This window comes from Amycolatopsis cynarae (assembly GCF_026802195.1).
In the GTDB taxonomy this organism is placed as follows: Bacteria; Actinomycetota; Actinomycetes; order Mycobacteriales; family Pseudonocardiaceae; genus Amycolatopsis_E; species Amycolatopsis_E rhizosphaerae.
In genome coordinates, this window is sequence record NZ_CP113836.1 from 5,508,613 (window position 1) to 5,534,933 (window position 26,321).

A 26,321-nucleotide genomic window follows, 5' to 3' on the forward strand; every position below is an offset into this window, starting at 1 on the left:
TTTCAGCTGGCGCGGGGAACGCGCCTTCCCGGCGGGGCCGATTCCAGCCACGACAGGAACCCGGTGAGCGCCCCCGGCCCCATCGCGATCTCGATGGGTTCACGGCCGTCCGACTCGCACCGCAGCACGGTGGCGTCGGTGGGGACGGCATAGGCTTCCGTGCCCGCCGGGTCACGGCGGTCCGCGATCACCAGCTTGTCACGGTCGAACACCCGGTCCGGCCCGGTCCGCAGGCTCCACACGCGGTACCAGGCGAACACCTCGCCCTCGTAGCGGCCTATCCCCAGATGCCAGCCGGCCCGCGCGTTGTCCGGCTTCCAGCGCAACGCGACACTCACGCCGCCGTTGCGCCGCATCCGGACCCAGCGCAGGCCGTACCACGCCGAAATGACCACAAGGCCGAGCAGGAGAACCAGGACAATCACGGCGATTTCGGTGATCTCCATGGCCGGCTCCCGCTCGCTGCCCGATCAGACCGACTGGCCGGCCGCCCGCAGGCGTGCGGTTGCCTTCGCCCGTTCCGCCTCGTCCTCGTGGCCCAGCGCGGCCCGCGCCTCCTCCACGTTGATCTCCTCGGCCAACTCCGCGGACTCCGCGAGCACGCTCACGCGCTCGTTGGTCACGGAGAGGAAACCGCCGTGGACCGCGGCGACCACCACGGAACCGTCGGTGGTGTTCACCTTGACCACGCCGCCCTCGACGAGCTGCCCGAGGACCGGCTCGTGACCAGGCATGATGCCGATTTCACCCTCGGTGGTCTGGGCGACCACGAACGTGGCCTGGCCCGACCAGAGTCGGCGCTCGACGGCGACAAGCTCGACGGAAATCTCAGCCACGTAGCTTCTCCTTCACAGCATTTCCTCCAGCCCCTCGGCAGCTTCGACTGCACTGGGCCCGCCCCGCCGCCGGGCACTCGCCACGAGTCTAATACGCCCGGATCGACTATCGAAAACGGCGGGGTGACGTCCACAAAGGACACCCACCCCGCCGCTCGTCGTCAACTCACTTCTTGGTGATCTCTTTGTACTTCTTCTCGAGGTCGTCCAGGCCACCGATACCCAGGAACGCCTGCTCCGGGTAGTGGTCGAACTCGCCCTTGGCGATCTTGTCGAAGGCCTCGACGGTCTCCGACCGCGGCACCGTCGAACCGGGCTGGCCGGTGAACGTCTCGGCGACCAGCATGTTCTGCGACAGGAACCGCTCGATGCGACGCGCCCGCTGCACGGTCAGCTTGTCCTCTTCGGACAGCTCGTCCATACCGAGGATCGCGATGATGTCCTGCAGCTCCTTGTACTTCTGCAGGATCCGGATGACCTCGGAGGCGACCCGGTAGTGCTCCTCGCCGACGATCGCCGGGTCGAGGATGGTCGAGGTGGAGGCCAGCGGGTCCACCGCCGGGAAGATGCCCTTCTGGAACACCGACCGGGAAAGCTCGGTGGTGGCGTCCAGGTGCGCGAACGTGGTCGCGGGCGCCGGGTCGGTGTAGTCGTCGGCGGGCACGTAGATCGCCTGCATCGAGGTGATCGACCGGCCCTTGGTCGAGGTGATCCGCTCCTGCAGCTCACCCATCTCGTCGGCCAGCGTCGGCTGGTAACCCACCGCGGAAGGCATCCGGCCCAGCAGGGTGGACACCTCCGAACCGGCCTGGGTGAACCGGAAGATGTTGTCGATGAACAGCAGCACGTCCTGGTTCTGCACATCGCGGAAGTACTCCGCCATGGTCAGCGCGGACAGCGCGACCCGCATACGGGTGCCCGGCGGCTCGTCCATCTGCCCGAACACGAGCGCGGTGTCGTTGATGACGCCGTCCTCGCTCATCTCCAGGAAGAGGTCCGTGCCCTCACGGGTGCGCTCGCCGACCCCGGCGAACACCGAGGTGCCACCGAAGTTCTTGGCGACACGGGTGATCATCTCCTTGATGAGCACCGTCTTGCCAACGCCAGCACCACCGAACAGGCCGATCTTGCCACCCTGCACGTACGGGGTGAGCAGGTCGATGACCTTGAGGCCGGTCTCCAGCATCTGGGTCTTGCCCTCGAGCTGGTCGAAGGCGGGCGGCTTGCGGTGGATCGCCCAGCGCTCCAGGTCGGCGCCGTAGCCCGGCTGGTCGAGGCAGTCGCCCAGCGCGTTGTAGACGTGGCCCTTGACCTTGTCGCCGACCGGCACCGAGATCGGCCCGCCGGTGTTGATGACCTCGGCGCCGCGGACGAGACCGTCCTGCGGGGCCAGGGAGATGGTGCGGACCAGGTTGTCGCCCAGGTGCTGGGCGACCTCCAGCGTCACCGTCTTGCGCAGTTCGGCGAACTCGATCTCCACCTTCAGCGCGTTGAACAGCTCGGGGACCGCGCCGCGCGGGAACTCGACGTCGACGACCGGACCGGTCACGGAGACGATGCGACCCTTGGCGGCTACTTCGGTAGTAGTCATTGCTCAGTCTTCACTTCCTACAGCGGCGAGTGCATCGGCCCCACCGACGATTTCGCTGATCTCCTGGGTGATCTGGGCCTGCCGGGCCTGGTTCGCCAACCTGGTGTAGGTGTTCACCAGTTCGTTGGCGTTGTCCGAGGCCGCCTTCATGGCGGTGCGCCGGGCGGCCAGTTCGGACGCCGCCGAGTCCAGCAACGCCGCGAAGATCCGCGTGTTGATGTACTTGGGCAGCAGGGCCGACAGCAGCCGGTCCGCGCTGGGCTCGAACTCGTAGGAGGGCAGCAGTTCGCCGGGCTTGGCCGACCCCTGCACCTCCTCCTCCGTGTACTCGACCTCCAGCGGCGCCATGCGCTTGGCGGTCGGCACCTGGCTGAGCATCGACTTGAACTCGGTGTACACGATGTGCACCTCGTCCACGCCGTCCTCGGCCAGGAACGCTTCGGTCAGTGCCTTGCCCGTCTCGGCCGCGTTCTCGTAGTGCGGCTGGTCGGAGAAGCCCGTCCAGTAGCCGGCCACCTCGCGGCCCCGGAACCGGTAGTAGTTCAGGCCCTTGCCGCCGATGACGTAGACCGACGGCTCCTTGCCCTGCTCACGCAGCAGGGCCAGCAGCTCCTCGGTCGCCCGCAGCACGTTGGCGTTGTACCCGCCGCACAGGCCCTTGTCGCTGGTCACGACCAGCACCGCCGCCCGCTTCGGGTTGGGCCGCTCCACCAGGAACGGGTCGTTCAGGTTGGATGCCGCACTGGCCAGTGCGGAGAGCACCTTGGTGATCTCCGTGGCGTACGGCCGCGAGGCGGCCACCCTGGCCTGGGCACGGCCGATACGCGAGGTGGCGATCAGTTCCATCGCCTTCGTGATCTTGCCGATCGATTTGGTCGCCCGGATCTTTCCCCGGAGCTCGCGAAGTTGTGCCATCAGCTATCGGGTCACTTCTTCGGGGCGGGCTTGTTGACCTTGACGGTCTCCTGCCCGACCTTGTCGGCATCCATCGCCTCGGCCTCGGCCTCGTTGACCAGGGTCTGGCCGCCCGAGGTGGTGAAGCCCTTCTTGAACTCGCCGGTGGCCCCGACCACACGCTCGGCCAGCTCGTCGGTCCAGCGGCCCTTGTCGCGGATCTCGGCGAGGATGTCGTCGTGCTTGTGGCGCAGGTTCTCCAGCAGTTCGTGGTTGAACCGCGCGACGTCCTCGACCGGCACGTCGTCGAAGTGCCCGTTGGTGCCGAGGTACACGGTGACGACCTGCTGCTCGACCGGGATCGGCGAGTACTGCGGCTGCTTGAGCACCTCGTACAGGCGGACACCGCGGTCCAGCTGGGCACGCGAGGTCGCGTCCAGGTCGGAGGCGAAGGCGGCGAACGCCTGCAGCTCCTGGTACTGGGACAGGTCGATCCGCAGCGAACCCGAGACCGTCTTCATCGCCTTGATCTGCGCGTCACCACCGACACGGGAGACCGAGGTGGTCACGTCGACCGCGGGGCGCTGGCCCGAGTTGAACAGGTCCGACTGGAAGAAGCACTGGCCGTCGGTGATCGAGATGACGTTCGTCGGGATGTACGCCGAGATGTCGTTGGCCTTCGTCTCGATGACCGGCAGCCCCGTCAGCGACCCGCCGCCGAGCTCGTCGGACAGCTTCGCGCACCGCTCGAGCAGACGGGAGTGCAAGTAGAAGACGTCGCCGGGGAACGCTTCGCGGCCCGGCGGGCGGCGCAGCAGCAGCGAGATCGCGCGGTAGGCGTCGGCCTGCTTGCTCAGGTCGTCGAACACGATCAGGACGTGCTTGCCCTGGTACATCCAGTGCTGGCCCAGTGCCGAACCGGTGTAGGGAGCGAGCCACTTGAAGCCGGCGGAGTCCGAGGCCGGGGCCGCGACGATGGTGGTGTACTCCATCGCGCCGTGGTCCTCGAGCGCCTTCTTCACACCCGCGATCGTCGAGCCCTTCTGGCCGACCGCGACGTAGATGCAGCGGACCTGCTTGGTCGGGTCGCCGCTCTCCCAGTTCGCCTTCTGGTTGATGATGGTGTCCACGCAGACCGCGGTCTTGCCGGTCTTGCGGTCACCGATGATCAGCTGGCGCTGGCCGCGGCCGATCGGGGTCATCGCGTCGATCGCGGTGATACCGGTCTGCAGCGGCTCCGACACCGGCTGGCGCTGCACCACCGAGGCGGCCTGCAGCTCCAGGGCCCGGCGCTCGGTGGACTCGATGTCGCCGAGGCCGTCGATCGGCTTGCCCAGCGGGTCGATGACCCGGCCGAGGAAGTTGTCGCCGACCGGGATCGACAGGATCTGCCCGGTCCGCTTGACCTCCTGGCCCTCTTCGATGGACTCGTAGTTACCCAGAATCACGACACCGATCTGGCGCGGTTCGAGGTTCTGGGCGACACCGAGGATGCCGCCGGGGAATTCCAGCAGCTCGTTGGCCATGGTCGAGGGCAGGCCCTCAACGTGCGCGACGCCGTCGCCGGTGTCCACGACGACGCCGACCTCTTCCCGGCTCACGTCCGGTGAGTAACTCGAGACGTAGTTCTCGATCGCGCTACGGATCTCGTCCGAGGAGATCGTCAGCTCCGCCATGTCGTTCCCGCTCTCGCTTCGTTCTTGCCAGTGTTCAAAGTCTGTGTTGTCGTCCGCGTTGTCGCCCGTCCCGCGGTGGGGGCTCCTCGGCCCCGCCCGCGGGCCCTCTCACGCGAGCTGCCTGCGCAGCGCCGCGATCCGGCCGGCCGCACTGCCGTCGATGACCTCGTCACCGACCCGGACGACCAGTCCGCCGCCGAGGCGGGGGTCGACCTCGACGTGCAGCGCGATCGGCCGCCCGTAGATGCCCTGCAGCTTCTCGGCCAGCTGCTCCCGCTGTTCGCCGGAGAGGGCGCTCGCGCTGACGATGTAGGCAACCGAACGAGCACGCCGCTCCGCGGCCAGCTTGACCAGCTGGTCGAGGCCGAAACCGACGCCGCGGCCCGACCTGCGGGCGACCACCTGCTCGACCAGGGTGAGCGTCACCGCCTGCACCTTGGCACCGAACAGGTCGCGCACCAGCTTGCGCTTGGCCTCGGCCGGCGCAGCCTGGTCGGACAGCGCCTGCTCCAGTTCCGGCTTACCTACCACGATACGGGCAATCCGGAACAGCTCGTCCTCGACGGTGTCCAGGTTCCCGGCCTTCTCCGCGCTGGTCAACAGCGCCGAGCGGCCCAGCGACTCCAGGCCGTCCACCAGCTCCCGCGGGCTCGACCACCGCTGGCCGACCGCGGTCTCGAGCACGCTCAGCGCGGGCGCCGAGATCTTGCCGGTCAGCAGGGAGGTGGCCAGGCGGCGGCGGGCACCGGGGTCGGACGAGCCGTCCCCGAGGGCCCGGCGCAGGCCGATCTCCCCGGTCAGCAGCTCGACCACGGCGAACAGGTCGCCACCGAGCGCGGCCGGGTCGGTCCCCGCCTCGCCGAGCACCTCGGCGAGGCGGCTTTCCGCCGCGGCCAGCGCCTCACGGCTGGCGGCGTGCAGTGACGTCTGCGTCGTCTGCGTCATTACAGCCATCGGCCCTTAGTTCCCTGCTCCGTTACCGGTGCCGAGCTCGGCCAGGAACCGGTCCACGGTGCCGCGCCGCCGGACGTCGTCCTCGAGGGACTCCCCGACGATGCGGCTGGCCAGCTCGATCGAGTTCCGGCCCAGTTCGGCCCGCAGCTCGGCCACGATCTGCGCCTTCTGCGCCTGCAGCGCGGCGTGGCCCTGCGCGATGATGCGCGCGGCCTCGTCCTGCGCCTCGGCCCGCAGCTCTTCCTTGATCCGCTCGGCCTCGAGCCGGGCGTCGTCACGGATCTTGGCCGCTTCCGCGTACGCGTCGGCGAGCTGCGCCTTGTACTTGGCCAGTGCCTCTTCTGCCTCGGCCTGCGCCTTTTCGGCCTTGTCGATCCCGCCCTCGATCGCGGCGGTCCGCTCCTCGTACAGCTTCTCGAAGCGCGGCACGGCGAACTTCTTGAGCAGCCAAACCAGGATCAGGAAGGCGACCAGGCCGACGATGATCTCGGGGATGTTCGGCAGAACCGGATTGGGCGGCGCGGACTCGGCGGCGAGCACGAGTTGGGTCTTCACCACAACGACTCCTTAAGCGGTGAGCGGTGAACTCAGGCGGCGGAGGCGATGAAGTAGACGACCAGGCCGATCAGGGCGAGCACCTCGGTCAGCACGAAGGTGGTCCAGGCGATGCCCATCAGCTTGCCCTGGGCCTCCGGCTGCCGGGCGGTGCCGTTGATGACCGCGGCCCAGATCAGACCCACACCGATACCGGGGCCGATCGCGCCCAGGCCGTAGCCGATGGCGGCGAGGCCGGGGTTGAGGTTGGTGGTGGACGCGGCGGCCTCAGCAAGAACGTTGCTCACTTGCATTTCCCTTTCACTCGGTCCGCTACTACGCGGATCGGGGGCTTGTGGTTGCGGTTTCTTCTCAGTGGTCTTCGGCCAGCGCGGCACCGATGTAGTTGGCCGACAGCACGGCGAACACATAGGCCTGGATGACCTGGATCAGGGCCTCGACGAACGTCATGAGGATCGCGAAGGCGAACGAGACCACCGAAATGGGCTTGAAGGCGGGAGCCGCATTCACCAGCAGGAACTCGCCGGCGGCGGTGAACACGAGCAGGATGAGGTGGCCTGCGAACATCGCGGCGAAGACCCGGATCGCCAGCGTGATCGGGTTCAGCACGAACTTCTGCAGGAACTCGATCGGCGTCAGCAGGAAGTAGATCGCCAGCGGGGCACCCGGGGGCACGGTCGCGTGCTTGAGGTAGCCGACGAAGCCGTGCCGCTTGAACCCGACGAAGTGGTAGACCGGGTAGACCACCAGTACCGACAGCGCGAGCGGGAAGCCGATGTGCGCCATGGTCGGGAACTGGAAGAAGGGGATCAGCCCGAAGATGTTGTTGACCAGCACGAAGCTGAACAGCGCGAGGACCAGCGGGATGAAGGGCTGGAAGTCCTTCGAGCCGATCTGCTCGCGGGCCATGCCGTTGCGCGCGAAGTTGTACACATACTCGGCGGCGAACTGGCCCCGACTCGGGACGATCTTCAGCTTGCGTGAGCTGATGAGGAAGTACGCGGCGACGATGATCACCGACAGCACGACCAGGAGCATCGGCTTCGTGACCTGGCCGAAGATCGACGGCAGGTTGAAGTCTCCGGCACCGGGGGGAGTAAAAGTGTCACCCGCGGCTAGTACCAGCGCGCCCAACTGGGCTCCTTCCGGTTCTCCCGGCCGGCGTTCACTCCGCCGGGGGAATCGTCACGATCAGGACTTAACGTACCCGATACGTTTCGGGTAGCGGGAAGCGGCTCCCCTGAGTGAACAGCGGGTGAACAGAGCGAACACACCGGCCGACCAGGAGAATCGGCGTGACGATCACCGAGAGCAAACCCTGTGTCGACCGCAGGACCCATGGCTCATCACGATCGCCACGGTGCTGGTCGGGGTTCCACCTTCGGGAGCGCGGCCGATTTCCGCCTCCGCAATGCGGACGATACCAGCCGGTATTCCGACACCGTACGCCCGTACTCCTTAACGAACGCGAGTACTGATCAGCTTTGCCGCCCAGATGGGTGCCCGAAACCAAGAAATCCGCCCTTTTCCCTGCTCAGAGGGGCAAGAGCGGATCTTGGGGCGCGTTAGCCGGTACTGCCGGCCGCTAGTCCGAGGCCGGAATGATCGTCGGAATCCGAGTCCTGCGGAAGGCCACGAACTCGGCGGCCGCCCACACCAGAATCACCGCCAGCATGGTGAAGGCCAACGCTTTCGGATGCAGGAAGCCCACATTCCGGAGCAGCATCATCACACCCAGTAGCACCAGCACCTTGAAGATATAACCACCGAGAGCGACGGCCATCACGGCCATCGGCTCCATCGCGGCGGTCTTGCGCATCATCCACAGGGTCGCGAGCGAGGAGGCGAAGGCGACCACGCCCCCCACCACGGCGCCGAACAGACCCGGCAGCCCGACCACGATCGTGGCGACGACGGCGCCCACGACCACGGTCGCGACACCCGGCCAGAGCGCACCGCGGTACATCGCGTCGGCCAGCTTCAGCACGCTCTGGGCGTGGGGATTCTCGGTTTGGGCAGTCGTCACGGCGGTCTTCTCGGTGGTCGTCTCGGCGGTCGTTTCGGTGGACTCGGTCATGGCACTCCCTGCTGGTTCCTCGACCTCAGTCTAGGGATCATTGAAACGATCACCGCGAGCAGCAGGCCGAGACCGACCACCCAGACTACCGCCGTGGTATCGAACAACGTCAGCGAAACGGCGCCGAAACCGAGCAAACCGGCCCACAGGTAAATGAGCAACACCGCCCGACGCTGGGAGTGGCCGATTTCCAGCAACCGGTGGTGGAGGTGCATTTTGTCCGCCGCGAACGGGCTTTCGCCGCGGCGGGTGCGGCGGATCACCGCCATCAGCAGGTCGAGCACCGGCAGGAACAGCACCGCGACCACGACCAGCAGCGGGGACAGCAGCGCCAGCGCGTCCGAGCCGCCGAAGCGGGTGTAGTTGATCTTCCCGGAGGCCGAGGTGGTGGCGCCCGCCAGCATCAGGCCGATCATCATCGACCCCGAGTCGCCCATGAAGATCTTCGCGGGCTGGAAGTTGTGCGGCAGGAAGCCGAGGCAGGCGCCGGCCAGGGTGGCGGCGATCAGGGCGGGCGGGTAGACGCCCACATCCCCGCCCGAGGAGTTGAGCAGACCGAGCGAGAAGGAACAGGTGGCCGTCGCCGCGATGAATCCCAGCCCCGCGGCCAGCCCGTCGAGCCCGTCGACGAAGTTCATCGCGTTGACCAGCAGCACCACCAGCACCACCATGAGCAGGCCGCCCTGGTTGCTGTCGAGGGTCACCACCGAACCGACCGAGTCGCCGTTGCCTCCCCACGGCACCCAGAACACGTTCCACTGCACGCCGAAGATGACCAGGATGCCCGCGCACAGCACCTGGCCCGCCAGTTTGGTCCAGGCATCGATTTCGAACCGGTCGTCGACCGCGCCGATCAGCACGATCACCCCGCCGCCGATGAGCACACCGACCGGGTCGAGCGAGTATTCGAAGGCCCGCCGCAACACGGGCAGCTGGTGCGCCATGGCCATCGCCCCGGCCACGCCGAGGTACATGGCGAGCCCGCCCATACGCGGGATCGGGATGACGTGGACGTCGCGGGCGCGTGGATTGGCGATCGCGCCGGCGCGGATGGCGAACCGGCGAACGAGACCGGTGAGCAGGTAGGTCAGCGTCGCCGCGATGAGCCCGACGAGGATGTATTCCCGGATGGGGAGTCCGGCGGTGGCGATGGGAGTCATCAGGACGGGTCGGTCACCGGCATGCCGAGCGCTTCCGACACCGCTTCCGCGCTGACCGCCCCCACCCGGAGCAGAACGGGTTCTCCCCCGGTGAGGTCCACGATGGTGGACGGGACCGGGTCTCCGCTCGGCCCGCCGTCGAGGTAGACCGACACCGACTCGCCGAGTTGTTCCTGCGCCTGTTGGGCGGTGGACGCGGGAGGCTGCCCCGACACGTTCGCACTGGAGACGGCCATGGGCCCGACCTCGCGCAGCAGTTCGAGCGCGACCGGGTGCAGCGGCATCCGCAGCATAACGGTGCCCCGGGTGGTGCCGAGGTCCCACTGCAGGCTCGGCGCATGCGGCAGCACAATGGACAGATCCCCCGGCCAGAACGCCTCGATCAGTGCTCTGGCCTGCGGCGGCATCCCCAGCACGAGACCATCCACAGTGGACCAGGAGCCGACCAGCACCCCGACCGGCATGTCCGGGCCGCGATGTTTCGCCCGCAGCAGGGCGCGCACCGCGCCCGCGTCGAAGGCGTCCGCTCCGATGCCGTAAACCGTGTCGGTCGGCAGCACGACCAGGCGGCTGGACCGGACCGCGTTCGCGGCCGCCGCCAGTCCGTCCGCACGGGATTCCGGCCGACTGCAGTCGTACACCGCACTCATGCCCTAGAGACTATCGGGTCGCCGAACGCCCCTCCTGAGGGCCGCGCGAGTGGGTCAGGTGCGGCGGGCGGTGACGAAGCGGGGCCGTCCCGCGAGATCGCGGTGGTCCTCCACGTCGGTGAGCACCTTGCGGGCCGAAACGATCGCGGGGGCGGCGGAGGCATGGGTGTCGTCGTGCTCGATCGCCACGCCGCCACCGGGCTTGAGCAGGCGGGCCGCGGTGGCCACCACCTGCCGGATCACGGCCAGGCCCCCGTCGGCGGCGAACACGGCCTGCGCCGGGTCGTAGTCGATCACCTCGGGCGAAAGCTCCGCGCCCGGCGGCACGTAGGGCGGGTTGGACAGCACGAGGTCCACCAGGCCGTCCAGCTCCGCGAAGATGGTGCTGTCCCCCACGTCGCCGGAGTACAGCCGGATCGGCGTGTCACCGGCCTCGGCCCGTGCGTCGGCGTTGTGGCGGGCCCAGGCCAGTGCGGTGGGGTCGATGTCCACCGCGTAGACCACGGCGTCCGGGCGGGCGTGCGCCACCGCCAGCGCGAGCGCCCCGGAACCGGTGCACAGGTCCACCACGACCGGGTACTCACGCCCGTTGAGCAGGTTGAGCCCCCATTCGAGGAGCAGTTCGGTCTCGGGCCGGGGGATGAAGACGCCGGGGCCCACGCTGACGGTGATGTCGCCGAGCGCGGCCCACCCGGTGAGGTGCTGCAGCGGCACCCGCTTGGCCCGCTGGGCCACCAGCTGCCCGATGGCCTCGATCACCGGCGGGTCCACCAGCGGGATCATCGGCAGCCTGCCGCGGTCGACCCCCAGCACATGCGCGGCCAGCAGCTCGGCATCGGTCCGGGGGGAGGCGACGCCGGCCGCTTCGAGGATCCTGGTCGCCTCGAGGATGGCCAGGCGTAACGGTTGCCGCTTCACGGCACTAACTTTGACACAGCCCGCTCCACCTCACGGGGACCTATGCCGCGAACCTGGCTCGCGGACATCCGCACTCCTCCACCATAGGTCGCCCACCGGGGCGTCCGGATGCCGGAACCTCCCGGTCAGCCCGGGAGCGGGGGAAGCCGGTGGCGGTCCAGCGCCACCCGGCGGGGATCCCCTGGGTCGATCCGCACCGGCACCGTCGCCCCGGCGAAACCGATCTGCGCGCGCCTGGCGGCGGTGCGGAAGCCGAACCGCGCGATGGCCGCGTAGGCCGTGCCGTCCGCACGCCGGATGTCGAGCGCGACATCGGCCAGGCTCGCCTCCCGCGAGGGCAGGATTTTCTTCGGCACGCGCAGGAAACTGATCGCGCTGATCACCGCCGTCGCCGCCTCACCGGTCCGCAGCAGCCGATCCGCCTCAGCCACCGACACCGGGGTGCTCCCGTCCGGCAGCCGGCCGAGATCGCCCGTCGCCTCCCGCACCGCGCGCTCGAGTGCGTCCCGGAATCCTTGCGGCGGCTCGTCCTCGGGCAGGGCGGACGGGTCGAGCCCGAGCCGGATCGCCCGCTCCTCCCGCGCGTCCCGGGCCCGCTGCGCCATGAGTTCGGTCATCGACCTGCCCGGCCACCGCACCACGAACACCGAGGTGCGGGCCCGGTCGATGACGGCGGGGTACTCGGTGCCGGGTTCCGGCAGTTCGGCCTCGGCGGCGAACACCTCGGTGACGGTGACCGGTTCCGGCGGCATTCCGGGGCCCCGCAGCACGCCGGACAGGCGGAGGGTGTGGTGGCCGTCGGAAATGTCGAGGGTGGCCGTGCGGCGCACGGTGAACGTGCCCTCGACCGGGTCACGCATGTGCCGCTTCCGGTACCACTGGCGCAGGCCCATGGCGCCAAAACTACCGCGGGCGGTCACCGTGAGGGGGCCCCTCACGGTGACCGGCGGGGCTCAGGCGCCCGCGCTGGCGAGGCGTTCCTCACGGTCGGCGCTGGCCAGTGCGTCGAGCACGGCGTCCAGGTCGCCGTCGAGCACCTGGTCGAGGTTGTACGCCTTGTAGTTGACCCGGTGGTCGGAGATCCGGTTCTCCGGGAAGTTGTAGGTCCGCACGCGCTCGGACCGGTCCACGGTCCGCACCTGCGAACGCCGCGCGTCGGCCGCCTTGCTGGCGGCCTCCTCCTCGGCCAGCGCCTGCAGGCGGGCCTGCAGCACCTGGATGGCCCGCGCCCGGTTCTGGATCTGCGACTTCTCGTTCTGGCAGGAGACCACGATCCCGGTCGGCAGGTGGGTGACCCGCACCGCGGAGTCGGTGGTGTTCACGCTCTGCCCGCCCGGCCCCGACGAACGGAACACGTCGATGCGCAGGTCGTTCGGGTCGATCTCGACCTCGACCTCCTCGGGCTCGGGGTAGATCAGCACGCCCGCCGCGGAGGTGTGGATACGGCCCTGCGACTCGGTGGCCGGGACCCGCTGCACGCGGTGCACGCCGCCTTCGAACTTGAGCCGCGCCCACACCCCGTCGACGGCGCCGCCCTTGCTCTTCAAGGAGACCGTGACGTCCTTGTACCCGCCGAGATCGGATTCCACCGAGTCGAGCACCTCGGCCTTCCAGCCGTGGCGCTCGGCGTAACGCAGGTACATGCGCAGCAGGTCCCCGGCGAACAGCGCCGATTCCTCGCCGCCCTCACCGGACTTGATCTCCATGACCACGTCCGAGGAGTCGTACGGGTCGCGCGGCAGCAGCAGCTCGGTGAGCCGGGACTCCAGCGCGGGGATGCGCGCGGCGATCTCCTGGGCTTCGGCCGCGAAGCCCGCGTCCTCGCCGGCGAGCTCCTGCGCGGCGGCGAGGTCGTCGCGGGCGCTGTCGAGCTCACCGATCGCCTTGACCACGGGCGTCAGTTCGGCGTAGCGCCGCCCCAGCTTGCGTGCGCGCGACTGGTCGGCGTGCACCGCCGGGTCCGCGAGCTGCTTTTCCAGCTCGGCGTACTCGGCGAGCAACCCGTGCAGGGAAGACGAATCCACTTGGTGACCTCACTTCGGCGAAACCAGAACAAAAAAGCGGCGCCCGCCCCCGGTGGCCGGGTGGCGGGCGCCGTCGGTGAAGCTACTTGGCGGCGTTGTTCTTCTGCCGCTTGCCGTAGCGCGCCTCGAAGCGCGCGACCCGGCCACCGGTGTCCAGAATCTTCTGCTTGCCGGTGTAGAACGGGTGGCAGTTGGAGCAGATTTCCACGTGGATGGCACCGGAAGTCTTGGTGCTCCGCGTCTGGAAGGTGTTGCCGCAGCCACAGGTCACCGTCGTGACCACGTAGTCGGGGTGAATACCGCTCTTCATGGGGTCCTCTCATCGTGGCCGCCGGGTCCTCGCCTGAGGTGAACCGGAGCCGGACTTCAGCGGATCGATTCTGCCAGACGGGCTGGCATCGGTGCCAACGCGCCCTGTGGCGCACCTATTCCCCGTACTTCGTTGACAGTTCACCTTCTTGACCGATTGTACGTTTCGTGTACACGTCCCCGGCAGCCTCGGGCCATCCGAGCTCCCAACAGGAGGAAGGGGACCGATGTCCACAACCGTGAAGCGGCTGCTGTCCCGGACGGTCAAACCCGCGGCGGTGGCCGCACTGGCGGTGGCCGCACTGGCGGTGGCTCCCGCCACCAGCGAGGCCGCGGTGACCGCCGCACCGGAGAACGTCAGCAGTGACGTCTCGATCCTCGCCGCGGGCGACGGCACCCCCGCCGGCGCCGTCAAGTGGTACTCCAACCACAACGGCAGCACCGCCTACCAGGGTTACTGCGAGAAGGCCGCGGAGAACGCCTACGGCACCACCGGGGTGTGGGCCTCGGCCAACGCGCACTGGAACGGCGCCAGCCCGAAGCACGCCGGTAACTACAGCCCGCCGCTGGGTGCCTTCGTGTACTGGAACATCAGTGCCTACGGCCACGTCGGCATCTCCGATGGTGCGGGCGGCTTCTGGGCGACCAGCGTCAACGGCCACATCGGCCACGTGACCAAGGCCATGGGCGGCTACAACTACTTCAGCAACTACCGGGGCTGGACCCCGGCCGCCGTCCCCCACCAGTGACGGACACCCCGGCACGTCCGCGCGAGCACGTACTGGGGGTCGCGCGGAAGGCCCGGGCCCGGAACTGAAGCAAGGGATGTTTGCTACGGATCGCGATCCGTAGCAAACATCCCTTGCTGTCGTTTTCCGGCCCGGTGCCCTGGCGGGCACCCTGTCCGGATCAGTCGTCGTCGGAACCGAGGGCGGTCTTCGACACCTGCATCAGGAACTCGATGTTGGTCTTGGTCTTGCGCAGGCGGGACAGCAGCAGGTCGATGGCCTGCTGGGAGTCCAGCGCGTGCAGGACCCGGTGCAGCTTGTGGTGCACCGCCAGCTCGTCCGGCGAGAGCAGCAGCTCTTCCTTACGAGTACCGGACGGGTTGATGTCGACGGCCGGGAACACCCGGCGCTCGGCGATCTTGCGGTCCAGCTTGAGTTCCGCGTTACCCGTGCCCTTGAACTCCTCGAAGATCACCGTGTCACCGGTGGACCCGGTCTCCACCATCGCGGTGGCGAAGATGGTCAGCGAACCACCGTTTTCGATGTTGCGCGCCGCGCCGAGGAAACGCTTCGGCGGGAACAGCGCCGTCGAGTCGACACCACCGGAGAGGATCCGGCCCGAGGCCGGGGCCGCCAGGTTGTAGGCGCGGCCGAGACGGGTGATCGAGTCGAGCAGGACCACCACGTCCATGCCCATCTCCACCAGGCGCTTGGCCCGCTCGATGGACAGTTCGGCGACCGAGGTGTGGTCTGACGGCGGGCGGTCGAAGGTGGAGGCGATGACCTCGCCCTTCACCGACCGCTGCATGTCGGTGACCTCTTCCGGCCGCTCGTCCACGAGCACGACCATCAGGTGGCATTCGGGGTTGTTCGTGGTGATCGCGTTCGCGATGTCCTGCATGATCGTGGTCTTACCGGCCTTCGGCGGCGACACGATCAGCGCACGCTGTCCCTTGCCGACCGGCATCACCAGGTCGATCACCCGGGTGGTCAGCCTGTGCGATTCGGTCTCCAGGCGGAGCCGCTCGTTCGGGTAGAGCGGGGTCAGCTTGGTGAACTCGGGCCGCCGCTTGGCCTGCTCCGGGTCCAGCCCGTTGACGGAGTCCACCCGCACCAGCGGGTTGAACTTCTGCCGCTGCTGCTCACCCTCGCGCGGCTGCTTCACCACACCGGTGATGGCGTCACCGCGGCGCAGCCCGTACTTGCGGACCAGCGACAGCGAGACGTACACGTCGTTGGGACCGGGCAGGTAGCCCGAGGTCCGCACGAACGCGTAGTTGTCCAGCACGTCGAGGATGCCGGCCACCGGGAGCAGGACGTCGTCCTCGCGGATCTCGGTCTCGGTGCCCCCGGCGCCCTCGCCGCGGCCACCGCCACGACGGCGGCGGTCCCGGAAGCGACGGCCGCGACGGCCGCCGTCCTCGTCCTCGGCATTGCCACCGGCGTTGCTGCCGCCGCGCTCACGCTGCTGGCCGCCCTGGTTCTGGGCCTGCGCGTTCTGCCTGCGCTGCTCGCCGTCACGCGGACCACCGTCACGGGAACCACCATCACGGGAACCACCGTCGCGGGAACCACCGTCGCGCTGCTGGTCGCCGCCGCGCTCACGCTGCTGGCCACCGGCGTCGGGGCTGCCGCTCGCACGGCTCGAACCGCGACGCCGCCGGCTGCCGCCCTCGCGGCGGGTACCGTCCTCGCCCTGCTGGCTGTCCTCGCCGGCCTTCTCGTTCTGCGGCGCCTTCTCCGCGGACGGCCTCTCGGCCGTCTTCGCAGCAGCCCTGTCGGCCTTGTCCATCGGCTTCTCCTGCTTCTCGGCAGGCACGGTCACGGACGCCGCCGGCTTCTCCGCCGCGGCGATGCCGTCGAAGGGGAGCGTTTCGCCCGTCGTGGCCGCCGCGCGCTTGCGCGGGCTCTTGCCCTGGCGCTCGCGGATGGCGGCGATCAGGTCGCCCTTACGCATGCCCTTGGTATCCCCGACACCCAGTTCCGCCGCGAGTTCCCGCAGGTCAGCGATCACCATGCCGGACAGGCCGCCACTGCGGCGCTTGGGCGTACTGCCGTTCGACTGGTCCACTGACCCCGACGCGACCGGTGTGGCCTGGGCTGCCAGGTCACCGCTCAAAAGATCGGTGTTGCTCACACATGTCCTTCCTGACCGATCCACGCCTCCAGGTGGATCAGCGGACTACCGCTCGCGTCTGATCGCGAAACGGTTTTCTCCTGCCCCGGTGCGGCTTCTCCAGCCAAGACCGCAGGTCACAGCGGCGGAACCGCCACACGAGGGTGTTGCCTGCTCCATGAGGAGCACGCTGAATTCGTCACCGTTGCCACCGGATACCCGCCTGAGGTCTATCCCTGCTTCAGCTCTGCGGAATTATCGGTTCAACTGAGGATGCAACCCGGGAAGGAACCCCCGGGACCGACGCCGGGTGCGGACTGCACGCGGTGATCGAACGCCCCCGAGGGTAGACCGAGCAGGCAACGGGTGCAACAACCACCCCCGGTGTGGCGTAAATCCGCCGCACCGCCGCTACCCGGCCGTGATCTGAACCCCGGCCAGATCGACCGGCAGTTCGGTGACTTCGAATCCTTCAACCACGACCGATGCCGGAATTATTCCGTCCGTGGTGAGCGCCAGCACAGTGGGCCCGGCTCCGGAGACGGTGGCGGCGATCCCGGCGGCCCGCAGATCGGCGACCAGCCGGGCCGTCTCGGGGTAGGCCGGCGCGCGATAGTGCTGGTGGAGGCGGTCCTCGGTGGCCGGGAGCAGCAGGCTCGGATCGCTGGTCAGCGCATGCACGGCGAGCGCGGCGCGGCTCGCGGTGAACGCGGCGTCGGCGTGGGGCACCTGGGCGGGCAGCAGCCCGCGGGTCGCCTCGGTTTCCGACCGCGAGGCGGGCACGGCCAGCACGGGCCGGAGCGACGGATGCGGGGTCACCCGCTCCGCGTGGAAGCGGCCCTTGTCACACCACGCGATGACCAGGCCGCCGAGCAGGCTCGCCGCCGCGTTGTCGGCGTGGCCCTCGAACTCCGACGCGAGTTGCACCGCCTCGGCGTCGAGCGGCCGTCCGGCCAGCCCGTAGGCCGCCGCGACCCCCGACACCACGGCCGCCGCGGACGAGCCGAGACCGCGCGCGTGCGGGATCGCGTTGAAACAGCGCAGGTGCACACCGGGCAGAGACACCCCGAGCCGATCGCAGGCCGCCCGCAGTGCACGCACCACCAGGTGCCGCTCGTCGGTGGGCACCTCGGCCACTCCCCCGGCGCCCGCGTCGAGCACCTCGATCTTCAGGCCCGAGTCGATGACCTGCACCTCGATCACGTCGTGCAGGCCCAGCGCCAGCCCCAGGGTGTCGAAACCGGGGCCGAGGTTGGCCGAAGAGGCGGGCACCGAGACCCTGACCGAGGTCATGACAGCTCCAGCGCCGCCGCCACCGCCGAAGGGTCGACGGCGAGCGGCTCGACCTCCACATTGCCCTCGAGCGCGGTGGCGGGGTCCTTGAGCCCGTGGCCGGTCACCGTGCAGACCACGGTGGCGCCCTTGCCGAGCCTGCCGTCCTCGGCGGTGAGCAGCAGGCCGGCCACGCTGGTGGCGGACGAGGGCTCGACGAACACGCCCTCCTTCGAAGCCAGCAGCCGGTAGGCGGCCAGGATCTGCTCGTCGGTCACCTTGTCGAACAGGCCGCCCGAGGCGTTGCGGGCGTTGACCGCGCCGTCCCACGAGGCGGGGCTGCCGATCCGGATCGCGGTGGCGATGGTCTCCGGGTCCTTGACCGGTTCACCCAGCACGAGCGGCGCCGCGCCCGCGGCCTGGAAACCGAACATCCGCGGTGAGGTCTCCACCACACCATCGGCGGCGTAGTCGGTGTAGCCCGCCCAGTAGGCGGTGATGTTGCCCGCGTTGCCGACCGGCAGGCAGTGGATGTCCGGCGCCCGGCCGAGCACGTCGCACACCTCGTAGGCGGCGGTCTTCTGCCCGACGATCCGCACCGGGTTGACCGAGTTGACCAGGGTCACCGGGTGGTCCATCGCCGTCTTGCGGGCGAGTTCGAGGCAGTCGTCGAAGTTGCCGTCGACCTGCAGGATGCGGGCGCCGTGGCGCACCGCCTGGGCCAGTTTGCCCATCGCGATCTTGCCCTGGGGCACGAGCACGGCGCAGGTCAGCCCGGCGCGCGCGGCGTAGGCCGCGGCCGAGGCCGAGGTGTTGCCGGTGGACGCGCAGATGACCGCCCGCAGCCCGCTGGCCAGTGCGTGCGTGATGGCCACCGTCATCCCGCGGTCCTTGAACGACCCGGTCGGGTTGGCGCCTTCGACCTTGAGGTAGACCGTGCAGCCGGTCAGCTCGGACAGGTGGGGCGCGGGCAGCAGCGGGGTGTTGCCCTCGCCGAGGGTGACCACCTTCGCACCGGCCGGGATCGGCACCCGATCGGCGTAGGCTTCGATGATTCCGGGCCAGCCGGGCCTGGCGTTCATGAGAGTGTCCTGTTCGAGAGCAGCACGCGGCCTTCGCGCATGGTCGTCAGTCCTCGCCTTCCACGCGCATCACACTGACCACTTCGTGTACGACGTCCATTTTCCCAATCGCTTCGACGGTGGCCTGCAGGGCCGCGTCAGGTGCGAGGTGGGTCACGATGACCAGGCTCGCGGTGGCGTGCCGGTCGCGCTGGCGCACCGCGGCGATGCTCACGTCGTGCGCCGCGAACACCTGCGCGACCTGGGCGAGCACGCCGGGCCGGTCGGCCACGTCGAGGCTGACGTGGTAGCGGGTCGGGGTCTGCCCCATCGGGCGCACCGGCAGCGCGGCGTGCGCGGACTCGCGCGGGCCGCGCCCGCCGACCACCAGGTTCCGCGCGACCGCGACCAGATCACCGAGCACCGCGCTGGCGGTGGGGGCACCCCCGGCGCCCTGCCCGTAGAACATCAGTTCCCCGGCCGCGTCGGCCTCGACGAACACCGCGTTGAAGGCGCCGTTGACCCCGGCCAGCGGATGGCTGCGCGGGATCATCACCGGATGCACCCGGGCCGAGACCGACTCGGTGCCGTCGTCTGCGGTCACGCGCTCGCAGATGGCCAGCAGCTTCACCGTGCGCCCCAGCGCCTTCGCCGCGGCGATGTCGGAGGCGGTGACCCCGGCGATGCCCTCGCGGTGCACGTCCGAGGCCGTCACGCGGCTGTGGAAGGCCAGTGACGCCAGGATCGCCGCCTTCGCCGCCGCGTCGTACCCGTCGACGTCGGCCGTCGGGTCGGCCTCGGCGTAACCGAGCCGGCTCGCCTCCTCCAGCGTCTCCGCGTACCCGGCACCCGTGGAGTCCATTGCGGACAGGATGAAGTTGGTGGTGCCGTTGACGATGCCCATCACCTTGGTGATGCGGTCACCGGCGAGCGACTCGCGCAACGGGCGCAGCAACGGGATCGCACCGGCGACCGCGGCCTCGAAGTAGAGGTCGGCGCCGCTGGCGTCGGCCGCCTCGAACAGCTCCGCCGAATGCTCCGACAGCAGGGCCTTGTTCGCGGTGACGACGGATTTTCCCTTGCGCAGCGCGGTCAGCAGCCAGGTCTGGACCGGTTCGATTCCGCCGATCAGCTCGACGACGACGTCCACATCGGACTCGACGAGCGCGGCAGCGTCGGAGGTCAGCAGGTGTTGCGGGAGTTCGGGATGCTTGTCCGGGCGGCGCACCGCGATCCCGGCCAGCTCGACCGGCGCCCCTGCCCTCGCCGCGAGCTCGCCGGCCTGCTCGGTGAGCAGCCGGGCGACCTCGGAGCCCACCGTGCCGCAGCCCAGCAGGGCCACCCGTATCGTTTTTCCGTCTGCAGTGGACAGTCCAGCCATCGAGGTCAAGACACCTCCAGGTGCAGCATGTCGTCGATGGTCTCGCGGCGCAGCAGCAACCGAGCGCTGCCGTTGCGCACCGCCACGACCGCCGGACGCGGCTGCCGGTTGTAGTTACTGGCCATCGAATAGCAGTACGCCCCGGTCGCGGCCAGCGCGAGCAGGTCGCCGGGGGCGAGGGAGTCGGGCAGCCAGCAGTCACGGACCACGATGTCGCCGGACTCGCAGTGCTTGCCCACCACGCGCGAGAGCGCGGCGCTCGCGTGCCCGTCGCCCTCGTCGGCGGAACGGGACACCAGACGGCAGTCGTAGACGGCGTCGTAGAGCGCGGTCCGGATGTTGTCGCTCATCCCGCCGTCGACGCTGACGTAGCGGCGGCTGGCGTCGTCGCCGAGCGAGACGTCCTTGATGGTGCCGACCTCGTACACCGTGACCGTGCCGGGACCGGCGATCGCGCGGCCCGGCTCGCCCGCGATCCGCGGCACCGGCAGCCCGGCGAACTCGCATTCCTTGCGCACGATCTCGCGGATCTGGGTGACCATCTGCGCAGGCGGGGGCGGGTTGTCCCGGTCGGTGTAGGCGATGCCGAAACCGCCGCCCAGGTCCACCAGGGACAGCTGCTCGAGCAGGCTCTCCCCGTGCTCCTTGGCCAGTTCGGCGAGCAGGCCCACCACGCGCCGGGCGGCCACCTCGAACCCGTCGGCGTCGAAGATCTGGGACCCGATGTGGCTGTGCAGGCCGACCAGGCGCAGCGACGGGGCGTTGAGCACCCGGCGCACCGCCTCGGCCGCGTCCCCGGCGGCGAGGGAGAAACCGAACTTCTGGTCCTCGTGGGCGGTCGCGATGAACTCGTGCGTGTGCGCCTCGACGCCGACGGTGACCCGCACCAGCACGTCCTGGACGACCTCGCGGCGGGCGGCGACTTCGGCCAGCCGGGCGATCTCGTAGTACGAGTCGAGCACCACGGTGCCCACGCCCGCGTCGAGCGCGGCCTCCAGCTCGGCCACCGACTTGTTGTTGCCGTGGAAGGTGATCCGCTGCGGCGGGAAACCGGCGCGCAGCGCGACGGCCAGCTCTCCCCCGCTGGCCACGTCCATGCTCAGGCCCTGCGCCTGCACCCAGCGCGCGATCTCGGTGCACAGGAACGCCTTGGCCGCGTAGTGCACCAGTGCCGGATCGTCGAAGGCCTCGGCGTACTCCGCGCAGCGCGACTTGAAGTCCGCCTCGTCCACCACGAACAGCGGGGTGCCGTAGGTCTCGGCGAGCTCGCGGACGTCCACCCCGGCGATGCGCACCACCCCGTCCGGGGCGCGGAAGGCGTTACGGGGCCACACCTTCGGGTAGAGGCGGTCGAGCTCGTCGGCGGTGGTGGGCGGGAACCCGGCCGTGTCGGCGTGCGGGTAGACGTCGGCGTGCCGAGGTCCTGCGGGGTGAGCCATGATCCCTTACATCCGTTCCGGGGCGGAGACACCGAGCAGCGCCAGGCCGTTCGCCAGCACCTGGCGCGCGGCCTCGCACAGCGCGAGCCGCGCGAAGGTCAGCGGGGTGGCCTCGGCATCGCCCTCCGGCAGCACCCGCGCCACGTCGTAGAACTTGTGGAAGGCGCTGGCCAGGCCCTCCAGGTAGCGGGCGACCCGGTGCGGCTCGCGCAGTTCGGCGGCCTTTTCCACCACCTTGCCGTACTCGCCGATGGTGCGGATCAGCTCGCCCTCGCGCTGGTGCGTGAGCAGGCTCAGGTCCGCCTCGGGGTCCAGCTTGAGGCCCAGTTCGGCGGCGTTGCGCTGCACCGAGGCGAGCCGCGCGTGCGCGTACTGCACGTAGTAGACCGGGTTGTCGTTGCTGTGCTTGCGCAGCAGGTCCAGGTCGACGTCCAGGCTCGAATCCACCGAGTACCGGGTCAGCTCGTAGCGGGCCGCGTCCACGCCGACCGCCTCGACCAGGTCCTCCATGGTGATCACGGTGCCCGCGCGCTTGCTCATCCGGACCGGTTTGCCGTCGCTGACCAGGTTCACCAGCTGGCCGATGAGCACCTCGACCACCGCGGGGTCGTAGCCCATCGCGGCGGCCGCCGCCTTGAGCCGGGCGATGTAGCCGTGATGGTCGGCGCCCAGCATGTAGATGCACAGGTCGAAGCCGCGGCCGACCTTGTCCTTGAGGTAGGCGATGTCACCGGCGATGTAGGCCGGGGCACCGTCGCTCTTGATGACCACGCGGTCCTTGTCGTCGCCGAACTCGGTCGACCGCAGCCACCAGGCACCGTCGGCCTCGTACAGGTTGCCGGACTTCTTCAGCTCCTCGACCGCGCGCTCGACGGCGCCGCTGTCGTGCAGCGAGCCCTCGTGGAAGTAGACGTCGAAATCGGTGCCGAACTCGTGCAGCGACTTCTTGATCTCGGCGAACATCAGCTCGATGCCGATGCCGCGGAAGGCCTCGCGCCGCTCGTCCTCGGGCAGCGAAAGCGCGTCGGGGCGCTGGCGCAGCACTTCGGCGGCGATGTCGGAGATGTAGGCACCGGCGTAACCGTCCTCGGGCGCGGGCTCGCCCTTGGCGGACGCGATCAGCGAGTTGACGAACCGGTCGATCTGGGCGCCCGCGTCGTTGAAGTAGTACTCGCGCGTGACCTCGGCCCCCTGGGCGGCCAGGATGCGGCCGAGCGCGTCGCCGACCGCGGCCCACCGGGTGCCGCCCAGGTGCACGGGGCCGGTCGGGTTCGCGGACACGAACTCGAGGTTGATCCTGCGGCCCGCGAGCGCGTCGCCCCGGCCGTAGCGCTCACCGGCGGCGAGCACCTGGCGCACCGGCTCGGCCTGCGCGGCCGCGGCGAGCCGGAAGTTGAGGAAACCGGGACCGGCGACCTCGGCACTGGCCACCCCGCTGTCCTGGGCGACCTCGTCGGCCAGCGCCTGCGCGAACTCGCGCGGGGAAAGACCGGCCTTCTTCGCCACCTGGAGCGCCAGGTTGGTGGCGTAATCACCGTGCTCCGGATTGCGCGGACGCTCGATCGTCACTCGTTCGGGCAGCTCGACGTGGCCGAGGCCACGGTCGGAAAGTACCTTCACGGCGGACGAACGGACGAGGTCGGCGAGCACGGCGGGAGTCACCAGGCGAGTGTATGTGGCAGCGCCTCAGGCGTTGACGCCGACCAGACACCCACTCCTTACACTTCGTCCTGGACAAATCGATCCTGACCGGGAATTGCGGGGGCCATGGCGAACGGCACGAAGAAAAAGGGCACTTCCGTCAAGGGCCTGAAGGCGGCCCGCAACTCCGTGGTCTCCCAGCGGGGAGTCCCGTGGGGAACCATCGTCGCCGTGGTCGCCGTCGTGGCGCTGGCGGCCGCGGTGATCACCTACTACATGGTGCAGTCCGCCCCCAAGCGCGCGGCGGCGGCCTGGGCACCCACCGCGGACAACCCCGACCCCTCGCTCAAGATCCCCGGAATCGTGACCACCCAGTACAAGGGCAGTGTGCACATCCTGCCCACCGAACGGGTCGCCTACGACAAGACCCCGCCCTACGGCGGGCCGCACGACGGGTACTGGGCCGCCTGCAACGGCATCGTCTACCCCAAGGCCGTGCGCACCGAGAACATGGTGCACGCGCTCGAACACGGCGCGGTGTGGATCGCCTACAACCCCGCGCAGGTCACCGGGGACGGACTGGACAAGCTGAAGAAGCGGGTCGAGGGCAAGCAGTACACGATGATGTCGCCCTACCCTGGGCTCGACAAGCCGATCTCGCTGCAGTCCTGGGGCCACCAGCTCAAGGTCGACAACGCCGACGACCAGCGGATCGACGAGTTCATCACGGCCCTGCGGACCAACCAGAACACCTACCCCGAGGTCGGCGCCTCCTGCGACGCGCTCGGTGCCGGCATGTTCGACCCCGACAACCCGCCCGCCTTCGACCCGGCCCCGCCCGGGCCCGACGCCAAGCCGATGAACTACCAGGGCTCCACCGGGACCCAGCAGGACATGGGCAACGGCGTCACCGCCACGCCCGCGACCCCGACCTCCCGCTGACCCATGAGTGAAGTCGAAAACGAGCCGACCCCGGACCGTCCGGTCTCGCGTTCCTCGCGACCCTTCGTGATCGCCGCGTCGGCGCTGGCCGTGCTGCTGCTGGGCGCCGCGTTCGGCATGTTCCTCACCCAGCGCGCGATGAACTCGTCCGCGCAGGCCACCCCCGCGGCGGGCTCGGTCGAAGTCGGTTTCGCGCAGGACATGTCGGTGCACCACCTGCAGGCGGTGACCATGGCGAACTGGGCGCGCGACCACACCACCGATCCGGAGATCCGGCAGCTCGCGTTCGACATCCAGAGCACGCAACTGGAACAGGTCGGCCGGATGAAGGGCTGGCTGATGCTGTGGGGCCAGCCCGAACAGTCCAGCGGCCCGTACATGAGCTGGATGACCGGCTCCTCGGGGCACGAGATGGCCGGTATGCCCGGGATGGCCGCGGCGTCGTCCACCGCCGCGGCCGGGTCCGGTGACGCCGCGATGCCCGGCATGGCGACCAACGCGGAGCTGGCGAAGCTGCGCTCGCTGTCGGGGAAGGACCTCGACGTGTACTTCCTGCAGTTGATGCTGCGGCACCACCAAGGCGGCACCCCGATGGCGGAGTACGCGCACGACCACACGTCGCTGTCCGCGCTGAAGGCACTCACGAAGAGCATCCTCGACTCGCAGGGCGCCGAAATGGACCTGATGAAGCAGATGCTCACCGCGCGGGGCGCCCAGCCCCTGCCCTGACACGCGGTGATCGGCAGATACGACCGTGAGGGAGGCCCTCACGGTCGTATCTGCTGTGAGGGGTCCCGGCAGGGTCGGCAGGGCCGTGCCCTCAAGGTGGCCTTGAGGGCGTTTATGACCCTGAAGGCGACCTTCAGGGCGCCCAGCACCGGCCCCAGCGTGGGACACAGGCGCACGAGCGGACCGGACTTTGCCGGGGTTACCAGGTGAGTTCTTCGCAGCGCCGCGCCGACTCGTAGGGCTCGACCTGGAGGGTGGCGTGGCTGATGTGGTGGCGGTGCGCGAGCAGGTTCTGGGCCTCGGCGAGCACCCGCGCCGGCTCGGCGTGCGGTTCGACCGCCAGGTGCGCCGAGGCGACCTCCATGCCGGACGTGAGCGTCCAGACGTGCAGGTCGTGCACGTCGCGTACCCCGTCCAGCGCACCCAGTTCGGACGCGATCCGCTCGACGTCGACCTCGACGGGCGCGTGCTGGAACAGGATGCGCAGGGCCCGGCGGGCCAGCCCGGCCGTGCGGGGCAGGACGAACAGCCCGATCGCGACACCGATGATCGGGTCGGCGTAGCGCCAGCCCGTGGTGAGGGTGATCGCGCCGCTGGCGAGCACTCCCAGTGAGCCGATCAGGTCGGCGAGGACTTCGAGATAGGCGCCGCGGATGTTGAGGCTCTCCTGTGCCCCTGAGCGCAGCAACGCGAACGCCGTGACGTTGGCGATCAGCCCGCCGACGGCGGTCAGCAGCACCGGGAGTCCGGGCACCGCGGGCGGGTTCGACAGCCGCCCGATCGCCTCGGCGAGGACGTAGGCCGCCACCCCGAACAGCAGCAGCGCGTTGGCCAGCGCCGCGAGCACTTCGGCGCGGTACATCCCGTAGGTGCGGCGATAGGTCGGCCCGCTCCGGCGCGCCAGCAGGATCGCGGTGACCGCCATGGCCAGCCCGAAGACGTCGGTGACCATGTGCGCGGCATCGGAGATCAGCGCGAGGGAACCGGTGAGCACCCCGACCACGACTTCGGCCACCAGGAACGCGAACCCGATGCCCAGCGCCGCGACCAGTCGGGGCAGGTGCCGCCCGGAGGCGCTGCCCGCTCCGTGCCCGTGGCCGTGTCCCATTGACGTCTCCTCACTCGCACGGCAAACATATAGCGACATGCGCATATGTGCAATGCGGGCGGGCTCACGCCGGGCCTGTTTAGGGGTGGCCGCCTGATCGGCACACCGCAGCATGCGCTAGTCTTTGCTCAGTCGCCCAGCGATGGGCCCTCGTAGCTCAGGGGATAGAGCACTGCCCTCCGGAGGCAGGTGTCGCAGGTTCGAATCCTGCCGAGGGCACCCAGGTCAGAGCCGTATTCGACCCGTCTTGGGTCTCTTTC

26 protein-coding genes and 1 tRNA gene are annotated in these 26,321 nt (G+C 69.4%); 4 read left to right on the forward strand and 23 right to left on the reverse strand.

Annotation, left to right across the window (positions count from 1 at the left end; all coding sequences use genetic code 11):
* Positions 1-2 precede the first annotated feature (2 nt).
* From ORV05_RS26410 to rpmE, 16 genes are all read right to left on the reverse strand, one after another.
* Positions 3-446, reverse strand: a complete 444-nt coding sequence (locus tag ORV05_RS26410; protein WP_268754703.1) for a DUF2550 domain-containing protein — start codon at positions 444-446, stop codon at positions 3-5.
* Between the two features lie 24 nt (positions 447-470).
* Positions 471-836 (reverse strand): F0F1 ATP synthase subunit epsilon, encoded by a 366-nt coding sequence (locus tag ORV05_RS26415; protein WP_144586474.1) that lies wholly within the window; start codon positions 834-836, stop codon positions 471-473.
* 166 nt (positions 837-1,002) lie between these two features.
* Positions 1,003-2,427: a F0F1 ATP synthase subunit beta gene (gene atpD, locus ORV05_RS26420; RefSeq protein ID WP_268754704.1), complete on the reverse strand. Its 1,425-nt coding sequence runs from the start codon at positions 2,425-2,427 to the stop codon at positions 1,003-1,005.
* A 3-nt stretch (positions 2,428-2,430) separates the two neighbouring features.
* Positions 2,431-3,345 (reverse strand): F0F1 ATP synthase subunit gamma, encoded by a 915-nt coding sequence (locus ORV05_RS26425; protein WP_268759906.1) that lies wholly within the window; start codon positions 3,343-3,345, stop codon positions 2,431-2,433.
* A gap of 8 nt (positions 3,346-3,353) precedes the next feature.
* Positions 3,354-4,997 carry a F0F1 ATP synthase subunit alpha gene (atpA, locus tag ORV05_RS26430; protein ID WP_144586468.1) on the reverse strand — a complete coding sequence of 548 codons (1,644 nt, stop codon included), beginning with the start codon at positions 4,995-4,997 and terminating at the stop codon, positions 3,354-3,356.
* Positions 4,998-5,105: 108 nt separating this feature from the next.
* Complete coding sequence (locus tag ORV05_RS26435; protein ID WP_407652563.1) at positions 5,106-5,951, reverse strand: F0F1 ATP synthase subunit delta; 846 nt, start codon at positions 5,949-5,951, stop codon at positions 5,106-5,108.
* Between the two features lie 6 nt (positions 5,952-5,957).
* Positions 5,958-6,509, reverse strand: a complete 552-nt coding sequence (locus ORV05_RS26440) for a F0F1 ATP synthase subunit B (RefSeq protein ID WP_144586467.1) — start codon at positions 6,507-6,509, stop codon at positions 5,958-5,960.
* 29 nt (positions 6,510-6,538) lie between these two features.
* Positions 6,539-6,793 (reverse strand): ATP synthase subunit c family protein, encoded by a 255-nt coding sequence (locus ORV05_RS26445; RefSeq protein WP_144586465.1) that lies wholly within the window; start codon positions 6,791-6,793, stop codon positions 6,539-6,541.
* Between the two features lie 64 nt (positions 6,794-6,857).
* On the reverse strand, positions 6,858-7,640 hold the full coding sequence (atpB, locus tag ORV05_RS26450; protein WP_268754705.1) for a F0F1 ATP synthase subunit A: 783 nt from the start codon (positions 7,638-7,640) through the stop codon (positions 6,858-6,860).
* 451 nt (positions 7,641-8,091) lie between these two features.
* Positions 8,092-8,583, reverse strand: coding sequence for a hypothetical protein (locus ORV05_RS26455; RefSeq protein ID WP_407652564.1), 492 nt, complete (start codon positions 8,581-8,583; stop codon positions 8,092-8,094).
* Positions 8,580-9,743 carry a glycosyltransferase family 4 protein gene (locus ORV05_RS26460; protein WP_268754706.1) on the reverse strand — a complete coding sequence of 388 codons (1,164 nt, stop codon included), beginning with the start codon at positions 9,741-9,743 and terminating at the stop codon, positions 8,580-8,582. The genes ORV05_RS26455 and ORV05_RS26460 overlap by 4 nt, the downstream gene beginning before the upstream one ends.
* The gene (locus tag ORV05_RS26465) at positions 9,743-10,393 is read right to left on the reverse strand and encodes an L-threonylcarbamoyladenylate synthase (RefSeq protein ID WP_144586461.1); all 651 of its coding nucleotides are present in this window, start codon (positions 10,391-10,393) and stop codon (positions 9,743-9,745) included. The genes ORV05_RS26460 and ORV05_RS26465 overlap by 1 nt, the downstream gene beginning before the upstream one ends.
* 54 nt (positions 10,394-10,447) lie before the next feature.
* Positions 10,448-11,311 carry a peptide chain release factor N(5)-glutamine methyltransferase gene (gene prmC, locus ORV05_RS26470; protein WP_268754707.1) on the reverse strand — a complete coding sequence of 288 codons (864 nt, stop codon included), beginning with the start codon at positions 11,309-11,311 and terminating at the stop codon, positions 10,448-10,450.
* 125 nt (positions 11,312-11,436) lie between these two features.
* A complete protein-coding gene (locus ORV05_RS26475; RefSeq protein ID WP_268754708.1) occupies positions 11,437-12,204 on the reverse strand; it encodes a hypothetical protein in 768 nt (255 codons plus the stop codon).
* A gap of 60 nt (positions 12,205-12,264) precedes the next feature.
* A complete protein-coding gene (prfA, locus tag ORV05_RS26480) occupies positions 12,265-13,335 on the reverse strand; it encodes a peptide chain release factor 1 (RefSeq protein WP_268754709.1) in 1,071 nt (356 codons plus the stop codon).
* Between the two features lie 82 nt (positions 13,336-13,417).
* Positions 13,418-13,645 (reverse strand): 50S ribosomal protein L31, encoded by a 228-nt coding sequence (gene rpmE / locus ORV05_RS26485; RefSeq protein ID WP_144586456.1) that lies wholly within the window; start codon positions 13,643-13,645, stop codon positions 13,418-13,420.
* Positions 13,646-13,871: 226 nt separating this feature from the next.
* Here rpmE and ORV05_RS26490 point away from each other — a divergent pair, with 226 nt between their 5' ends.
* Entirely contained in the window at positions 13,872-14,393 is a 522-nt protein-coding gene (locus tag ORV05_RS26490) for a CHAP domain-containing protein (protein ID WP_268754710.1), read from the forward strand.
* Positions 14,394-14,553: 160 nt separating this feature from the next.
* Here ORV05_RS26490 and rho read toward each other — a convergent pair whose 3' ends face one another.
* From rho to argS, 6 genes are all read right to left on the reverse strand, one after another.
* Positions 14,554-16,509: a transcription termination factor Rho gene (gene rho, locus ORV05_RS26495; RefSeq protein WP_268754711.1), complete on the reverse strand. Its 1,956-nt coding sequence runs from the start codon at positions 16,507-16,509 to the stop codon at positions 14,554-14,556.
* A 390-nt stretch (positions 16,510-16,899) separates the two neighbouring features.
* Entirely contained in the window at positions 16,900-17,781 is an 882-nt protein-coding gene (gene thrB / locus ORV05_RS26500) for a homoserine kinase (RefSeq protein WP_268754712.1), read from the reverse strand.
* Entirely contained in the window at positions 17,778-18,842 is a 1,065-nt protein-coding gene (thrC, locus tag ORV05_RS26505) for a threonine synthase (RefSeq protein WP_268754713.1), read from the reverse strand. The genes thrB and thrC overlap by 4 nt, the downstream gene beginning before the upstream one ends.
* Before the next feature lie 46 nt (positions 18,843-18,888).
* A complete protein-coding gene (locus tag ORV05_RS26510; protein ID WP_268759909.1) occupies positions 18,889-20,202 on the reverse strand; it encodes a homoserine dehydrogenase in 1,314 nt (437 codons plus the stop codon).
* Between the two features lie 5 nt (positions 20,203-20,207).
* A complete protein-coding gene (gene lysA / locus ORV05_RS26515) occupies positions 20,208-21,641 on the reverse strand; it encodes a diaminopimelate decarboxylase (protein WP_268754714.1) in 1,434 nt (477 codons plus the stop codon).
* A gap of 6 nt (positions 21,642-21,647) precedes the next feature.
* Complete coding sequence (gene argS, locus ORV05_RS26520) at positions 21,648-23,303, reverse strand: arginine--tRNA ligase (RefSeq protein WP_268754715.1); 1,656 nt, start codon at positions 23,301-23,303, stop codon at positions 21,648-21,650.
* A gap of 105 nt (positions 23,304-23,408) precedes the next feature.
* Here argS and ORV05_RS26525 point away from each other — a divergent pair, with 105 nt between their 5' ends.
* Together ORV05_RS26525 and ORV05_RS26530 are read left to right on the forward strand one after the other, a co-directional pair.
* The gene (locus tag ORV05_RS26525; protein ID WP_268754716.1) at positions 23,409-24,224 is read left to right on the forward strand and encodes a DUF3105 domain-containing protein; all 816 of its coding nucleotides are present in this window, start codon (positions 23,409-23,411) and stop codon (positions 24,222-24,224) included.
* 3 nt (positions 24,225-24,227) lie between these two features.
* Positions 24,228-24,953, forward strand: coding sequence for a DUF305 domain-containing protein (locus tag ORV05_RS26530; protein ID WP_268754717.1), 726 nt, complete (start codon positions 24,228-24,230; stop codon positions 24,951-24,953).
* 199 nt (positions 24,954-25,152) lie between these two features.
* On the opposite strand, the gene ORV05_RS26535 is transcribed toward ORV05_RS26530, so the two are convergent.
* Positions 25,153-26,061, reverse strand: coding sequence for a cation diffusion facilitator family transporter (locus tag ORV05_RS26535; RefSeq protein WP_268754718.1), 909 nt, complete (start codon positions 26,059-26,061; stop codon positions 25,153-25,155).
* Between the two features lie 146 nt (positions 26,062-26,207).
* Here ORV05_RS26535 and ORV05_RS26540 point away from each other — a divergent pair.
* Positions 26,208-26,280 (forward strand) — tRNA-Arg (locus tag ORV05_RS26540).
* Positions 26,281-26,321 lie beyond the last annotated feature (41 nt).

Bases quoted from the DNA above. Each gene is read 5' to 3' on its own strand.
- ORV05_RS26410 (WP_268754703.1), bottom strand. From the start codon at position 446: ATGGAGATCACCGAAATCGCCGTGATTGTCCTGGTTCTCCTGCTCGGC.
- atpD (WP_268754704.1), bottom strand. From the start codon at position 2,427: ATGACTACTACCGAAGTAGCCGCCAAGGGTCGCATCGTCTCCGTGACC.
- atpA (WP_144586468.1), bottom strand. From the start codon at position 4,997: ATGGCGGAGCTGACGATCTCCTCGGACGAGATCCGTAGCGCGATCGAG.
- ORV05_RS26435 (WP_407652563.1), bottom strand. From the start codon at position 5,951: ATGGCTGTAATGACGCAGACGACGCAGACGTCACTGCACGCCGCCAGC.
- ORV05_RS26455 (WP_407652564.1), bottom strand. From the start codon at position 8,583: ATGACCGAGTCCACCGAAACGACCGCCGAGACGACCACCGAGAAGACC.
- ORV05_RS26460 (WP_268754706.1), bottom strand. From the start codon at position 9,743: ATGACTCCCATCGCCACCGCCGGACTCCCCATCCGGGAATACATCCTC.
- ORV05_RS26465 (WP_144586461.1), bottom strand. From the start codon at position 10,393: ATGAGTGCGGTGTACGACTGCAGTCGGCCGGAATCCCGTGCGGACGGA.
- ORV05_RS26475 (WP_268754708.1), bottom strand. From the start codon at position 12,204: ATGGGCCTGCGCCAGTGGTACCGGAAGCGGCACATGCGTGACCCGGTC.
- rpmE (WP_144586456.1), bottom strand. From the start codon at position 13,645: ATGAAGAGCGGTATTCACCCCGACTACGTGGTCACGACGGTGACCTGT.
- ORV05_RS26490 (WP_268754710.1), top strand. From the start codon at position 13,872: ATGTCCACAACCGTGAAGCGGCTGCTGTCCCGGACGGTCAAACCCGCG.
- thrB (WP_268754712.1), bottom strand. From the start codon at position 17,781: ATGACCTCGGTCAGGGTCTCGGTGCCCGCCTCTTCGGCCAACCTCGGC.
- thrC (WP_268754713.1), bottom strand. From the start codon at position 18,842: ATGAACGCCAGGCCCGGCTGGCCCGGAATCATCGAAGCCTACGCCGAT.
- ORV05_RS26510 (WP_268759909.1), bottom strand. From the start codon at position 20,202: ATGGCTGGACTGTCCACTGCAGACGGAAAAACGATACGGGTGGCCCTG.
- lysA (WP_268754714.1), bottom strand. From the start codon at position 21,641: ATGGCTCACCCCGCAGGACCTCGGCACGCCGACGTCTACCCGCACGCC.
- ORV05_RS26525 (WP_268754716.1), top strand. From the start codon at position 23,409: ATGGCGAACGGCACGAAGAAAAAGGGCACTTCCGTCAAGGGCCTGAAG.
- ORV05_RS26530 (WP_268754717.1), top strand. From the start codon at position 24,228: ATGAGTGAAGTCGAAAACGAGCCGACCCCGGACCGTCCGGTCTCGCGT.
- ORV05_RS26535 (WP_268754718.1), bottom strand. From the start codon at position 26,061: ATGGGACACGGCCACGGGCACGGAGCGGGCAGCGCCTCCGGGCGGCAC.